This window comes from Pyxidicoccus sp. M15 (assembly GCF_056858435.1).
This window is the reverse complement of sequence record NZ_CM166495.1, coordinates 12,040,439-12,053,748: the sequence shown is the minus strand read 5'-3', so window position 1 is coordinate 12,053,748 and position 13,310 is coordinate 12,040,439. Positions and strand designations below refer to the sequence as shown.

Here is a 13,310-nt window from a genome sequence, read left to right as displayed (position 1 = left end):
GGAGAGAAACGCCATGGCCGGCGGAATGGACACAGGTCAAGGTGGCAAGGGCAAGAAGTCGCTCGACGTCGCCATCAACCTGACCGCATTCATCGACTTGATGGCTGTGACCATCAGCTTCCTCATCATGACGGCCGTCTGGACCCAGATTGGCCGTCTCCAGGTCTCCCAGGCGGGAGGCCCCAGCACCGAGGAGGAGCAGAAGCAGGAGGAGACCAAGACGGTCCAGCTCAACCTGCTGATTACTCCCACGGAGCTGCGGCTGACGGCGGACCAGAGCGCCTTCGACCCCATTCCCCTCACCAAGGATGCCAAGGGCAAGACGGACCTGTCCAAGCTGACTGCGCGCTTCAAGGAGTTGAAGGCGCAGCTGCCGGACCAGTCCGCCATCACCCTGCAGCCCGAGGACAAGGTCCGCTACGAGGACCTGGTTCGCATCATCGACGAGTGCATCGGCTCTGGGCTGCCCCAGGTGTCGGTGTCCGCGGCGATGGGCTAGCCGTACACGGAGCTAACGACACGTCATGGCCATCCAGGTCCCAGGCAAGCGGTACGGCAAGCGTCTCCAGCACTCCAAGGTGTTCGGACACGGCGCGCACGGCAAGAAGAGCGGCTACGCCGACCTCCTCATCACCCCGCTCGTCGACATGTTCGTCATCATCGTGCTCTTCCTCATCGCGAACTTCTCCGCGACGGGCGAGGTGCTGATGATGACCAAGGACATCGAGCTTCCCGAGGCGATCAACGTCAAGGAAGTGGAGATGCACCCTGTCGTCATGGTGTCCAACGACCAGATCAGCGTGTCGGGCACCATCGTCGGTCGCGTCGAAGACTTCTCCAAGGACGAGTACCTCAACATTCCCGCGCTGGAAGAGAAGCTGCGGGACATGAAGAAGCAGTACGAGGACCTCCACGCCATGGCGAAGGACGACGAGGGCGGCTTCAAGGGCGACATCAACATCCAGGCGCACAAGGACGTCGAGTACGCCATCATCAAGCGGGTGATGTTCAGCTGCGCCACGGCCGGCTACCAGAACATCAACTTCGCGGTGATGACCGTCGCTGGCGACGCGCCCCCGGGCCCCACGGCCCAGGTCACGCCGTAGTCAGCGTCTGAAACGCGGGCCCTCGTGCCCCGAACGCCCTGGCCCACCGGCCGGGGCGTTTTCGTTTTTTCTGGAGACTTCAATCCCATGCAGCTTCGCGCCGTTATCTTCGACCTCGATGGGACACTGGTGGACTCGCTGGGGGACATCGCGGACGCGATGAACCACGCGCTCACGCACCACGGTCTGCCCGCGCATCCGGAAGCCGCCTACCTGCGCTTCGTCGGTGAGGGCGTGAAGGAGCTGGTGCGCCGCGCGGTGCCGGCCGGGCGCGAGGACCTGCACGCGCCGGTGCTGGCCACCTGGCGCGGGTACTACGACGCGCACCTGTTGGACAGGACCCGGCCCTATCCCGGCATCCCCGCCATGCTGACGGCACTGGCCCGGACGGGGGCGCGGCTGGCGGTGCTGAGCAACAAGTCGGACGTCTTCGTGAAGCGGTTGGTCGAGGAGCTGCTGCCGGGCGTGCCCTTCGACGCCGTGTATGGCGAGCGGCCGGGCGTGCCGCGCAAGCCGGACCCCACGGGCGCGTTGGCGCTGGCGGCGGAGCTGGGCGTGGTGCCCGGCGCGTGCGGCTTCGTGGGGGACACCTCCGTGGACATGGACACCGCGCGCGCGGCGGGCATGTACGGCGTGGGCGTCACCTGGGGCTTCCGGAGCCATGAGCTTCAGGCGCATGGCGCCCGCGCGGTGAGCAACACCGCGGAGGAACTGCTGGCCGCGCTGCGCGACGCGCGGCCGTGAGCGCGGTGCCGTGGCTCAGGCGCTGAAGGGCAGCAGCCCCTTGCGCGTGGCACCTGGGGTGCGTCCGTAGCGGCGCATGAAGGCATTGCCCAGGTGGCCCTGGTTGGCGAAGCCGGCCTCCAGCGCCACCTCGGCCAGCGGCAGCCGCGTGTCCAGCAGCAGGGCGAGCGCGTGCCGCAGACGGACTTCCTGCTGGTGCTGGTGGATGCCCGTCCCCATCACCCGGCGGAACACCCGGCACGCGTGGAAGACGGACACGCCCGCGCCTTCCGCCAGTTCCTCCAGCGAGAGGCGCTCGTCGAAGCGCAGGGAGACCTCGTGGGCAATCACCCCCGCGATGTTCCTCTCACGCGCATTCGGCGCGCTGCCGACGGCCGTGCGCGGCTCGGAGCGGGACACCGTCAGGCACAGGGCCTCTTCCACCTGGAGGCGCTCCACGGGCTCCTGGCGGGCGACGCGGGCCAGCAGGGCCTGGAGGCGCACGTAGGCCTCGGCGCTGACGGCGAAGGTCGACGTGGCCGGGTCCACGACGCGCCTCACCCAGGGGCCGCGCACGGAGAGACAGGCGTCGCCTCCGCCGTGGGGGTGGCTGATTTGACAGGGGTTGTGCGCGCGCATGAGCAGGCCGGTGCCCGGGCCCACCACGGCGCGCGTCCTCGCGTCGCGGAACTGGAAGCGGCCGTGCAGCGCGAGCACCAGGCTCTCGCTGCTTGAATACTCGTCCTTCAGGCGCGGAGCGTCGTGGCCGTCGCACGTCACGCGGAAGAGCTGGAGGTCCGATTCGCGGAGCAGGGGTGCGGCGTGCAGGCGCGGCATGCCGCCACCATGGCAAGCCGCCCGGGCCGCGGACAAGCGCCGCGAGCGTGCGCTGGGAAACGCTGGGAGCAAGGACGTGTAAGACGGCGCGCGAGGCCTGCGCCTACCGTGCATTCCGTATGACGGCGATGACTCGACGGACCTTTCTCTCCCTCGTGGGGACCTGCTCATGACCGCTCAGCACACCGGGGCTCCCCCTGGCCCCGCCCCCGCGTCGCGGTGCCTCCGCGCGCTCGTCTGGCATCGGATGGAGCAGCCGGGGAGCGAGTACTTCGAGCTTCGGGAGTCCGCCGAGGGCTGGATGCTGGCCGGCTCGGTGGTGCTCGCGGAGGACGGCCTTCCGTACGCGGCGGACTACATCCTCCACTGTGACAAGCAATGGCTGACGCGGGAGGCGCGCATCGTGCTGCGGCGCGGGGGCGTGGAGCAGTCGCTCTCCCTTCGCGTCGATGCGCAGCGGCGTTGGTGGCGGGGGACGGAGGAGGTGCCGCAATTCAGAGGGTGCTCGGACATCGACCTCGCCTTCACGCCCTCGACGAACACGCTGCCCATCCGCAGGCTCGCGCTGGAGGTGGGGCAGGGTGCTGACGTGACGGCCGCGTGGGTCCGCATGCCGGACCTGTCCCTGGTGACGCTGCCCCAGCGGTACACGCGGCTGACGCCGTCGCGCTACCGGTACGAGAGCAACGGCGGCAGCTTCACGGCCGAGGTGGACACGGATGAGCTGGGCCTCGTCCTGAACTATCCGCCCGGCTGGGAGCGCGTCGCCACGACGAAGGGCTGAGCCGCTTCAACCCTGGAGGAAGTCACCATGTCGAGTCATCCCACCCCGCTCTCCGAGCGGGCACTGGCACTGCTGCGCGCGGAAGGCCCCCTGGCCACGCACGCGGACAAGCTGAACCTCTTCGGCCGCTTCGTCGGCGCCTGGGACGCGGAGGTGGTGTTCTACGGTGAGGACGGGAAGGAGGTCTTCCGTCAGCCCGGGGAGTGGTCCTTCACGTGGGCGCTCGACGGGCGCGCCATCCAGGACGTGCTCATCTACCCCAACGCCGAGGCGGGCCTGAGCTCGGCCGTGGGTGAGCGGCGCATCGGCACCACGCTGCGCCACTACGACGCGAAGGCGGACCACTGGCGCGTGGTGTGGCTGGGTGCCACCACGGGGTTCCTCGCCGTCCTGACGGGGAGGCCGGTGGGCGGGGAAATCCACATCGAGGGGCCGGACCCGGAGGGTCACCTCCTGCGCTGGATGTTCACCGCCATCACCGAGGACTCCTTCCTCTGGCGTGGCTTCCTCTCGAAAGACGGCGGCGCCACCTGGCGCGTGACGCAGGAGATGCCCTGCCGCCGTCGCGGGGGCCCGGGCACGACGCGCGCCTGACGTCACGCGGTGCGAGCGAGCGCGCTGGCGGGCAGCTCGATGAGGAACTCCGTCCCCTGGCCCACCTCGCTGTGCACGGTGAGCGTGCCTTCGTGTTTGTGCACCAGCGCGGAGACGATGGCGAGCCCCAGCCCCGTGCCCTGCGTCTTCGTGGTGAAGAGCGGCTCGAAGATTTTCGACAGCACCTCGGCGGGAATCCCTGGCCCGTCGTCCACCACGCGCAGCCGCCAGGGCATCCCCGCGCCGCCCTCGGCGTGGACGCGCACGGTGCCGCCGCTGCCCGGAGGCATCGCCTCCACGGCGTTCTGCACCAGGTTCACCAGCACCATGCGGAACAGCTCCCGGTCCAGCCGTGGCACCGGGAGCGACTCCGGTACCTCGTTGACGAGCCGCACCCCCGCGCGCTGGGGCACCACGCCGAGCACCTCGTCCACCAGCGGGCGCAGCGCGCAGGGCGCGAGCTGGGGCGGCCGCTCGCGCGCGAAGTCCAGCACGTCGGAGATGATGCGCGCGCACACCGCCAGCTCCCGCTCGGTGACGTCGAGGAAGTGGAGGATGCGCGAGTCCGTCAGCGCGTCCTGCAGGTTCGCCACCCGCAGCAGGACGCAGGACAGCGCGGTGCGCGCCGCGGCCAGTGGGTTGCGCAGCTCATGGCTGATGCTCGCGGCCATCTGCCCCATGGTCGCCAGCTTCTCGATGCGCGAGTACTGCTGCTGGAACTCGCGCAGCTGCTGCTCGGCGCGCACCAGCGCCTGCGCTTGCGTCTGGAGCTTCTGCTCGTGCGACAGCTCCGCTTCCGCCCGGCGCTCGGCCGTCTCCCAGGCCTCGCGCTGGAAGACGCGGCACGCCGCGAGGAGCACGGCGTCCGTGATGAGCACCCAGAAGGCCAGCTCCAGGAAGCGCCACCATGCCGAATCCGCCGTGCCGTAGACGGACTGGGGCCACAGCACGCCCCGCGCGAAGTGGTCCAGGATGGTGGTGGCGCTCGCGGACAGCAGCACCCACGGGTCCCTGTAGAAGGCGAGCAGGGCCAGCGACGCGAAGATGTGGAAGTGCGTCTCGCCGCGCCCGGCCGTGAGGTGGATGAGCAGCGCGGACCAGAGCATCTGCGCCACCGCCATGCCCTGCCGCGCGAGCACCGAGCCCGGCCGCCAGCGCGCGAGCACCAGCGGCAGCAGGCTGAGTGCCGCCCCCAGCAGGACGGCGGCCTGCACGTGGGAGGACTCCGTGCGTGCCTTGCCCTCCCAGGCCAGCGGGGAGAAGACCCACGCCACCACCACGCCACACATCCACTGGCCCACCATCATCCGCGCGAACAGCTCATCCACCCGACGCCGCATCTCCTGGAGCTGGGCTGCATGGAGCCGCTTCGCGCGCTCCTGAAGTGACGGTGCGCTGATGTGCATGCGGACTCCTCCAGCGAGCAGGCGAACACAGGGTGGAAATGACCGTGGCCATTGGAATGACCTGCTGGTTCATCGACTCCTTGCGAGGGGTGGCGGGGCCGCACATGACGCCATCGCCAGGTAGTGAGCGAGGCGGGCCCGGGTGGATCTCCCACCCGGAAACGCCGTGTCCCCAGGTCCAACGCCAGTGTTGGGAAGCAGGCGTTCGGGCGTCAGCGGGCCGCGTGTCATTTCCTTGGAAATCCACCCGGAGGTGGGCCGCGTAAGGCTGTCACCGATGCGAGCCCACATACCCCGCTCACGCTTCACCACCCACCTCGCGGTGGGGGTGGCCGCCGTGCTGGCCCTGCGGTGTGGAAGCAATCCTCCCGCCGCCGAGCGGGTGCCCTTCACTCCCGCCTCCGACGGTGTGGTGCTGGAGCAGGTGCCCGCCACCGCGGGAGATGCCCGCGCCCGGGAGCGTGCCGCGCTACGGCGCACCCTGGCCGCTCAGCCCGCGCAGCTCGACCTGGCGCTGCGGCTGGCGAGGCTCGACATCGAGGAGAGCCGGATGCGGGGAGACCCGCGCTACCTCGGCCGGGCGCAGGCGGCGCTCGCTCCCTGGTGGGACGCGGCCACGCCGCCGCCCGGCGTGCGGCTGTTGCGCGCCACCATCCTCCAGGGCCGGCATGAGTTTCCCGCGGCGCTCGCGGACCTCGACGCGGCCGTGAGGGAGGACCCGCGCGACGCACAGGCGTGGCTGACGCGCGCGGTGGTGCTGGGGGTGCGGGGCGAACATGCCGAGGCGGCCAGGAGCTGCGCGCCGCTCGCGGCCCTCGCCGGGCCGCTGACAGCCGCCGTGTGCGAGGCCCAGGTGAAGAGCCTCGCAGGCCGCTCGCGCCAGGCCTTCTCACTGCTCACGGAGGCGCTGGCCCGGGGAACTCCGGGCCCGGAGGCGGAGGCGTGGGCGCTCTCCACGCTGGCCGAGGCCGCCGCGCGCGCGGGGGACACGGCACGCGCGGAGAAGCTCTTCATCCGGACGCTCGCGCTGGACCCCGGTGACGCGTACACGCGCGCCGCCTACGCGGACCTGCTGCTGGACGCGGGGCGTCCGCGCGAGGCCGCCACCCTGGTGCGCGGGCGCACGGAGGACGACAACCAGTTGCTGCGCCTCGTGCTCGCGGAGACGGCGCTCGGCTCGGAGGAGGGCCCCGCGCTCGCCGCCGAGCTGGCCGAGCGCTACGCGGCCAGCCACCTGCGCGGAGACGGCCTGCACGCACGCGAGGAGGCCCGCTTCGCGCTCCACGTGGAGAAGGCGCCGGACAAGGCCCTCACGCTCGCGCGGGCCTCGTGGGACGTGCAGCGCGAGCCGTGGGACGCGCGGCTGTTGCTGGAGGCCGCGCTCGCCGCGGGGAAGCCGGAGGCCGCGGCGCCCGCAGTGGAGTTCCTGAAGGCCGCCGGCTGCGAGGACCCCGGACTGGTGGCGCTCGCCGAGCGCGTGCGGAAGCGCCTGCCTTGAGCCGCCCTGCCACGTTGTTGCTGCTCGCCCCATTGGCCGCACGCGCCGAGTGCGTGCGGAAGCGCCTGCCTTGAGCCGCCCTGCCACGTTGTTGCTGCTCGCCCCACTGGCCGCACGCGCCGAGCGCGTGCGGAGGAGCCTGCCTTGAGCCGCCTTGCCTCGCTGTTGCTGCTGCTCGCCCCGCTGGCCGCGCTGGCTCACAAACCGAGCGACAGCTACCTGCACCTGACGCGCGACGGGAGCGGCTTCTCCGGCCGCTGGGACGTCGCGCTGAAGGACTTGGACGAGGTGCTCACCCTGGACGCGGAAGGAGACGGCGCGATTACGTGGGGCGAGCTGCGCGCGCGCCAGGCGGACGTCGCCGGCTATGTGCTCGCGCGCCTGACGCTGGGCGCGGACGGCGCCCCGTGCACGCTGGAGCCGGGGAGCGCCGCGCGCGTGGTGCGCCACTCGGACGGTGCCTACGCGGTGCTGGACTTCGCCGCGCGCTGCCCGGCGGCGCCCACCGTGCTGGACGTGGACTACTCGCTGCTGTTCGACAGGGATTCGCAGCACCGCGGCATCGTCCGCGTCGCCCACGGGGGCGCGAGCGAGACGCGGGTCCTCTCCGCCTCGAATCACGCGGCCCGCGTGTCGCTGGAGGGCCTGTCCCCCTGGCGCAGCTTCGGGGAGATGGTGGTGGAGGGCGTGAAGCACATCTTCGCGGGGCTGGACCACCTGCTCTTCCTCTTCGCACTGCTGCTGCCGTCGGTGCTGCGCCGGGAGGCGGACGGCCGCTGGGTGCCGGTGCTCGCCTTCGGCCCGGCGGTGAAGGACGTGGTGAAGGTGGTGTCGGCCTTCACGGTGGCCCACTCGCTCACGCTGAGCGCCGCCGTGCTCGGCCTGGTGTCGCTGCCCTCGCGCTTCGTCGAGTCCGCCATTGCCGCGAGCGTCATCGCCGCCGCGCTCAACAACGTCTTCCCGGTGGTGCGCGGCACGCGCTGGGTGGCGGCGCTCGCGCTGGGCCTGCTGCACGGCTTCGGCTTCGCGTCCACGCTGGCCGACCTGGAGCTGCCGGGCGGCAGCCTCGCCGTCACGCTGCTGGGCTTCAACGTGGGCGTGGAGCTGGGACAGCTCGCGTGCGTGGCCGCCTTCCTCCCGCTGGCCTTCGCCCTGCGCGGCTCGGTGCTCTACCGCCGCGCGCTGCTCGTCGGAGGCTCGGCCGCCATTGCCCTGGTGGCCTGTGTCTGGCTCGCCGAGCGCGCGTTCGGCGTGGGCATGTCCTTCACCTGACCCCCGCGAAGCCCGCCGGGACGCAGGAGAGTCCCGGGGGTGCGAGCCGTCCGTCGCGCTCCCTGGTGCAACAGCAGTCCCTACACCTCAACAGGAGAAGCGAATGAGAGCCAAGAAGCTCGCGGCGGCATTGACCGTCGCGACAGCCCTGGGTGCCACCGGCGCCCTGGCGTCCAGTCACCGGGAAGCTCCCTTCATCACGGAGATGCCCAAGGTCGACGGCACCGACTTCTACATGTTCCGCAGCTACGAGCCGGGCCGGGACGCCTACGTCACGCTGATTGCCAACTACCTGCCCCTGCAGGACGCGTACGGCGGTCCCAACTACTTCTCGCTGGACCCGGACGCGCTGTACGAAATCCACGTCGACAACACCGGTGACGCCGTCGAGGACCTCACCTTCCAGTTCCGCTTCAACAACACCCTGGCCGCCAACGGCAACGGCGCCACCCTGGACATCGGCACCGGGGCCAACAAGAAGACGGTGGCGGTGCCCCTCGTCAACGTGGGCCCCATCACCGCGGCGGACCGCAGCAAGCTCAACGTCCAGGAGTCCTTCACCCTGAAGGTCGTCCGGGGCAACCGCCGCACGGGCACCGCCGCGGACGTGACGAACACCAATGGTGGCAGCGCCACGTTCCTCAAGCCGACGGACTACATCGGCACGAAGACGTTCGGTGACTCGGCCGCCTACGCGACCTACGCGGGCCAGCACATCTACTCCGTGAACATCCCCGGCTGCACCGGCGCGGCCAGGGTGTTCGTGGGGCAGCGCAAGGAGGGCTTCGCCGTCAACCTGGGCCCCATCTTCGACCTGGTGAACGCGCCGGCCTCCGTCATCGCCGACGCCGCCAACCGCAACGCGGTGCCCAACCCGCTCGACAGGAAGAACATCACCACGCTGGCGCTGGAGGTCCCCATCTCCTGCCTGAGGACGGCGGAGAAGCCCGTCATCGGCGGGTGGACCACGGCGAGCGTGCGCCAGGCGCGCGCCATCAACCCGAAGGCCACCTACGCCACGCCGGCCCGTGAGGGCGGCGCGTGGACCCAGGTCAGCCGCCTGGGCATGCCGCTGGTCAACGAGGTCGTCATCGGCCTCAAGGACAAGAACCGCTTCAACGCCAGCGAGCCGAAGGACGACACCCAGTTCGCCGACTACGTCACCCACCCCACGCTGCCCGCGCTGCTGGAGAGCCTCTTCACCGAGGCCGGCGTGAGGGCGCCCACCGTGTTCCCTCGCGCGGACCTGGTGGCGGCCTTCCTCACCGGCGTGACGGGCGTGAACGCCAACGGCTCCACCGCGGAGATGCAGCGCCTCAACGTGGAGCTGCCGGTGAAGGCCCGCGCGGACCAGAACAACCTGGGCGCCGCGGGCTGCTTCAAGGACGGCGCGCTCGACACCACCCTCAGCGGGTGTGACCCGGCGGGCTTCCCCAACGGCCGCCGTCCCGGTGACGACGTGGTGGACATCGCCCTGCGCGTGTCCATGGGCTACCTGCTGGCCAATGACACGCAGGCGCCGTCACGCAACATCCCGTTCCACGATGCCGTGCTCCAGGACGCGTCGCAGTTCGACACGACCTTCCCCTACCTGCGCACGCCCAACCCGGGCGCCAACGGCGACGGGACCTGACGTCATGGGTACGCTCAGAGCACTGGGCTGCATCCTGGCCCTGGGGTTGGCCCTGGCCTACACCGGCTGCAGTGACGACATCAACGACAGGCCGGACCCCGGCCCGTTCCCGTCCCCTCCCCGCGACGGCGGCGTGGACGCGGGCACCGATGCCGGCACCGAGTTCACCACCTTCGTGAAGGACCTCATCGAGGACCAGACGACGGCCACCGGCACCCCGGTGGAGGTGGACGACCAGGAGTTCGTCGACACCGAGCCGACGGACGCCTTCCCGGACGCGTTCTTCCAGTAACGCGCCGGGGAGAAAGCACGGAGCCCGGTGCCGGGGACACTCCCCACGGCGCCGGGCTCCCTGTCACTTCGGGGCAAGGCACCCGCCGGCTCCCCAGGGGCCGGCCGGTGCCGTTACACGACGGTGACGCGGTATTTCACCTGGTTCTCCGCCCGGCTGTGCGCCGTGGCGGCCGCGATGATGTGGCACACCCAGCCCAGGCACCCACCGGTGCCGATCCAGAAGCCCGGGGTGATGATGAGCCAGAAGACTCCGCGGAGGATGTCCCCGTTGTAGATCTGGCCCACACCGGGGATCAGGAAGGACAGCAGGGCAGCGATTCCGGGACGCGACATCGTTTCGGTGAACCTCCTTGCCCCTTTCTACGCAAGAGGGCCCCAACCCATTGCATGGCCGGCTATCGGCTCCTGGACGCTTGCCTGCCTGGTCTCCGGGGGACAGGTGCAATACGCGGGGGGACCCGGTTAGCATGGGAGCCGTAGGTACCCGTCGCGTCAGCGGACGGTACCTGGGGGGATGGGTCATCTTCGGGCTGCTCCGAGCCAGCGTTCGCGCGGTCAACGTCAGGTACCTCCTGGAGGTGCTGGCGCTGGCACTCGTGTATTTCGTGGCCGGGAGGCTGGGCCTGCTGGTGGCCACCGTGGGCAGCAGCGTCAGCCCCGTCTGGCCTCCCGCCGGGGTGGCCCTCGCGGGGCTGGTGCTGCGCGGCCCCTCGCGCTGGCCCGCCGTCTTCCTGGGCGCCCTGTGCGTCAACGCAGGGCTGACCGCGGCGCCCCTGCCGTCGAGCCTGGGGGTGGCCACGGCGGCCACGGTGTCGGCGGTGCTGGGCGCGCTGCTGCTGCGGCGGGTGGGGTTCGACGCCCGCCTGGGGCGCATCCGGGACGTGGTGGTGCTGTGCGCGGGCGCGGGCGCGGCCTGCACCGCGGCCAGCGCCACCCTGGGCTCACTGAGCCTGATGCTGGGACAGGTGCTGCCTCGCGCGGAGCTGGCCCGCACCATCTGGGTGTGGTGGGTGGGGGACATGATGGGGGTGCTGGTGATGGCGCCTCCGCTGCTGGCGCTGGGGCAGCTGCGGCGCCCGCGCAGGTGGGGCGAGGCGCTGCTGCTGGCGGGGCTCACCGCCGCGCTGGGCGCGGCCATCTTCATGCTCTCCGACGTGAGCCTGAGCGCGAAGCACGTCGGGGCCTTCCTGCTCTTCCCCATGTCGGCCTGGGCGGCGCTGCGCTTCGGCGCGGGCGGCGCGGCCACCGCCACGCTGTTCATCGCCACGGCCGCCATCGTCGGCACCGCGAGCGGGCAGGGGCCCTTCTCCTCCGGCCACATCACGGACGACCTGCTGGTGCTGCAGCTCTTCGTCGCCGTCACCTCCGTCACCGGGCTGCTGGTGGCGGCGGCGAGCGACGAGCGCAAGCGCGCCGTGGAGCAGCTCCAGTTGCTGGCCACCACCGTGCACGGCGTGCACGAGGGCGTGCTCATCGCGGAGGTGCGCGCCCCGGGCCTGCTGCGCACCGTGTTCGTCAACGAGGCCCTGTGCGCGCTGGTGGGCCACCATCGGGAGGACCTCGTGGGCAAGGACCCGTGCTTCGTCTATGGCGAGCAGGAGCCGGAGCTGACCCGGCGCGTGCGAGGCGCCCTGCTCGCGGGGGAGCCGCTGTGCACGGAGGTGCCGGTGACGCGCAAGGACGGCAGCCCGCTGCGCACCGAGGTGCTCCTGTCCCCGGTGCGCGCCACCGGCGAGGACATCACCCACTTCGTGGCCACCCACCGCGACATCACCGCCACCAAGGAGCTGCAGGCGCGCCTCGTCGCCGCAGAGCGCGTGGCCGCGGTGGGCACGCTCGCGGCCGGCGTGGGACACGAAATCAACAACCCGCTGGCCTACCTGGTGCTCAACCTGGAGGCCGCCGCGCGCATCCTCTCCGAGGGCGGCCTGCCCGCGACGCGCGACGCGCTGTCCGGGGTGCGGGGCGCGCTGGAAGGGGCGGAGCGCATCCGCCTCATCGTGAGGGACCTCCAGGTGTTCAGCCGCCAGGGAGACCAGGAGCGTGGGTTGGTGGACCTCAACGCGCTGGTGCCTCCGGCGGTGCGCATCGTCAGCCATGCGCTGCGCCACCGCGCCCGGGTGGTGGAGGAGTTCGGCCCGGTGCCGCGCGTGCTCGGCAGCGAGGCGCGGCTGGGGCAGGTGCTGCTCAACCTGCTGGTGAATGCCATGCAGGCCATCTCCGAGGGCAGCCCCACGCTGAACGAGGTGCGCGTGCGCACCAGCACGGACGCGTCCGGCCGCGCGCGGGTGGACGTCATGGACACCGGCGCCGGCATCCCCGCCCACGTGCTGCCCCGCATCTTCGAGCCCTTCTTCACCACCAAGCCCACCAGCGAGGGCACGGGCCTGGGGCTCGCCATCTGCCAGCAGGTCGTCCGCGCGCACGGGGGTGAGTTGGAGGTGCGCAGCGAGCCGGGCCGGGGCTCCGTCTTCAGCGTGCTGCTGCCGGCCGCGCCGGTGCAGGTGAGCACGCCCTCCTCGCGGTCCGCGGTGGCCGCCGCGCTGCCCACGTCCCGCAGCCGCCGCGGGCGGGTGCTCGTGGTGGACGACGAGCCGAGGCTGGCGCAGTCCATGCGCCTGCTGCTGGAGCCCTACCACGACATCGTCACCACCACGCGCGGCAGCGAGGCGCTGGCGCTGGTGGCGGCGGGGCACCGCTTCGACGTCATCCTGTGTGACTTGCAGATGCCGGAGACAGACGGCGCCACCGTCTTCCGCCGCCTGTGCGCCACGGCGCCGGACCAGGCCGAGCGCGTGGTGTTCATCTCCGGCGGGGCCTACACCGCGGAGTCGCGCGCGTTCATGGAGTCGGTGACGAACCGCGTGCTGGAGAAGCCCGTCCGCCCGGAGGTGCTGATGGCCACCGTGGACGCCGCGCTGACGGACGGAGGCCCCCTGCTGGAGCCGGAGCCCGTGGCCGCCGTGGGCGGCTCGCGCCACTAGCCGTGCGCTGCGGGCCGCTGCCCCACCGGATGGCGGCGGAGCAGGGGCCCTGGCCGGGTGTGGTGGCCGGCCCTGGCCGGGCGCAGCTTGAGGGCAGGACGGGTTGGCGCGTCTCGCGTCGCCGGGCGGAGGGCCTCGGGCTCGTTCGCCGGGCGGGCCTCGCGGGAGCAGTCACCGGC

The 13,310-nt window shown here is 71.5% G+C and carries 13 protein-coding genes; 10 read left to right on the top strand and 3 right to left on the bottom strand.

Annotated elements, in window-relative coordinates; all coding sequences use genetic code 11:
• The first annotated feature begins 13 nt into the window (after positions 1–13).
• From ACX9TP_RS44840 to ACX9TP_RS44830, 3 genes are all read left to right on the top strand, one after another.
• Positions 14–499 carry an ExbD/TolR family protein gene (locus tag ACX9TP_RS44840; protein ID WP_482976849.1) on the top strand — a complete coding sequence of 162 codons (486 nt, stop codon included), beginning with the start codon at positions 14–16 and terminating at the stop codon, positions 497–499.
• A gap of 25 nt (positions 500–524) precedes the next feature.
• A complete protein-coding gene (locus ACX9TP_RS44835) occupies positions 525–1,106 on the top strand; it encodes an ExbD/TolR family protein (protein WP_482976848.1) in 582 nt (193 codons plus the stop codon).
• A gap of 87 nt (positions 1,107–1,193) precedes the next feature.
• The gene (locus ACX9TP_RS44830) at positions 1,194–1,850 is read left to right on the top strand and encodes an HAD family hydrolase (RefSeq protein WP_482976847.1); all 657 of its coding nucleotides are present in this window, start codon (positions 1,194–1,196) and stop codon (positions 1,848–1,850) included.
• Between the two features lie 15 nt (positions 1,851–1,865).
• On the opposite strand, the gene ACX9TP_RS44825 is transcribed toward ACX9TP_RS44830, so the two are convergent.
• Positions 1,866–2,666: a helix-turn-helix transcriptional regulator gene (locus ACX9TP_RS44825; RefSeq protein ID WP_482976846.1), complete on the bottom strand. Its 801-nt coding sequence runs from the start codon at positions 2,664–2,666 to the stop codon at positions 1,866–1,868.
• Between the two features lie 169 nt (positions 2,667–2,835).
• Between ACX9TP_RS44825 and ACX9TP_RS44820 the strand changes: the two genes are divergently transcribed.
• A complete protein-coding gene (locus tag ACX9TP_RS44820) occupies positions 2,836–3,450 on the top strand; it encodes a putative glycolipid-binding domain-containing protein (protein ID WP_482976845.1) in 615 nt (204 codons plus the stop codon).
• A 27-nt stretch (positions 3,451–3,477) separates the two neighbouring features.
• Positions 3,478–4,044: a hypothetical protein gene (locus ACX9TP_RS44815; RefSeq protein WP_482976844.1), complete on the top strand. Its 567-nt coding sequence runs from the start codon at positions 3,478–3,480 to the stop codon at positions 4,042–4,044.
• Between the two features lie 2 nt (positions 4,045–4,046).
• On the opposite strand, the gene ACX9TP_RS44810 is transcribed toward ACX9TP_RS44815, so the two are convergent.
• The gene (locus ACX9TP_RS44810) at positions 4,047–5,450 is read right to left on the bottom strand and encodes a sensor histidine kinase (protein ID WP_482976843.1); all 1,404 of its coding nucleotides are present in this window, start codon (positions 5,448–5,450) and stop codon (positions 4,047–4,049) included.
• Positions 5,451–5,727: 277 nt separating this feature from the next.
• On the opposite strand from ACX9TP_RS44810, the gene ACX9TP_RS44805 reads away from it, so the two are divergent.
• From ACX9TP_RS44805 to ACX9TP_RS44790, 4 genes are all read left to right on the top strand, one after another.
• Positions 5,728–6,948, top strand: a complete 1,221-nt coding sequence (locus tag ACX9TP_RS44805; RefSeq protein ID WP_482976842.1) for a tetratricopeptide repeat protein — start codon at positions 5,728–5,730, stop codon at positions 6,946–6,948.
• A gap of 144 nt (positions 6,949–7,092) precedes the next feature.
• Complete coding sequence (locus ACX9TP_RS44800; protein ID WP_482976841.1) at positions 7,093–8,220, top strand: HupE/UreJ family protein; 1,128 nt, start codon at positions 7,093–7,095, stop codon at positions 8,218–8,220.
• 103 nt (positions 8,221–8,323) lie between these two features.
• Positions 8,324–9,853: a DUF4331 domain-containing protein gene (locus tag ACX9TP_RS44795; protein WP_482976840.1), complete on the top strand. Its 1,530-nt coding sequence runs from the start codon at positions 8,324–8,326 to the stop codon at positions 9,851–9,853.
• Between the two features lie 4 nt (positions 9,854–9,857).
• The gene (locus tag ACX9TP_RS44790) at positions 9,858–10,145 is read left to right on the top strand and encodes a hypothetical protein (RefSeq protein WP_482976839.1); all 288 of its coding nucleotides are present in this window, start codon (positions 9,858–9,860) and stop codon (positions 10,143–10,145) included.
• Positions 10,146–10,258: 113 nt separating this feature from the next.
• Here ACX9TP_RS44790 and ACX9TP_RS44785 read toward each other — a convergent pair whose 3' ends face one another.
• Entirely contained in the window at positions 10,259–10,480 is a 222-nt protein-coding gene (locus tag ACX9TP_RS44785) for a hypothetical protein (RefSeq protein ID WP_482976838.1), read from the bottom strand.
• A gap of 134 nt (positions 10,481–10,614) precedes the next feature.
• Between ACX9TP_RS44785 and espC the strand changes: the two genes are divergently transcribed.
• The gene (espC, locus tag ACX9TP_RS44780; protein ID WP_482976837.1) at positions 10,615–13,131 is read left to right on the top strand and encodes a serine histidine kinase EspC; all 2,517 of its coding nucleotides are present in this window, start codon (positions 10,615–10,617) and stop codon (positions 13,129–13,131) included.
• Positions 13,132–13,310 lie beyond the last annotated feature (179 nt).

Excerpts from the sequence above, each read along its gene's own strand:
- ACX9TP_RS44785 (WP_482976838.1), bottom strand. The coding sequence starts at position 10,480 with ATGTCGCGTCCCGGAATCGCTGCCCTGCTGTCCTTCCTGATCCCCGGT.
- ACX9TP_RS44840 (WP_482976849.1), top strand. The coding sequence starts at position 14 with ATGGCCGGCGGAATGGACACAGGTCAAGGTGGCAAGGGCAAGAAGTCG.
- ACX9TP_RS44830 (WP_482976847.1), top strand. The coding sequence starts at position 1,194 with ATGCAGCTTCGCGCCGTTATCTTCGACCTCGATGGGACACTGGTGGAC.
- ACX9TP_RS44805 (WP_482976842.1), top strand. The coding sequence starts at position 5,728 with ATGCGAGCCCACATACCCCGCTCACGCTTCACCACCCACCTCGCGGTG.
- ACX9TP_RS44790 (WP_482976839.1), top strand. The coding sequence starts at position 9,858 with ATGGGTACGCTCAGAGCACTGGGCTGCATCCTGGCCCTGGGGTTGGCC.
- ACX9TP_RS44835 (WP_482976848.1), top strand. The coding sequence starts at position 525 with ATGGCCATCCAGGTCCCAGGCAAGCGGTACGGCAAGCGTCTCCAGCAC.
- ACX9TP_RS44820 (WP_482976845.1), top strand. The coding sequence starts at position 2,836 with ATGACCGCTCAGCACACCGGGGCTCCCCCTGGCCCCGCCCCCGCGTCG.
- ACX9TP_RS44815 (WP_482976844.1), top strand. The coding sequence starts at position 3,478 with ATGTCGAGTCATCCCACCCCGCTCTCCGAGCGGGCACTGGCACTGCTG.
- ACX9TP_RS44825 (WP_482976846.1), bottom strand. The coding sequence starts at position 2,666 with ATGCCGCGCCTGCACGCCGCACCCCTGCTCCGCGAATCGGACCTCCAG.
- espC (WP_482976837.1), top strand. The coding sequence starts at position 10,615 with ATGGGAGCCGTAGGTACCCGTCGCGTCAGCGGACGGTACCTGGGGGGA.
- ACX9TP_RS44795 (WP_482976840.1), top strand. The coding sequence starts at position 8,324 with ATGAGAGCCAAGAAGCTCGCGGCGGCATTGACCGTCGCGACAGCCCTG.
- ACX9TP_RS44810 (WP_482976843.1), bottom strand. The coding sequence starts at position 5,450 with ATGCACATCAGCGCACCGTCACTTCAGGAGCGCGCGAAGCGGCTCCAT.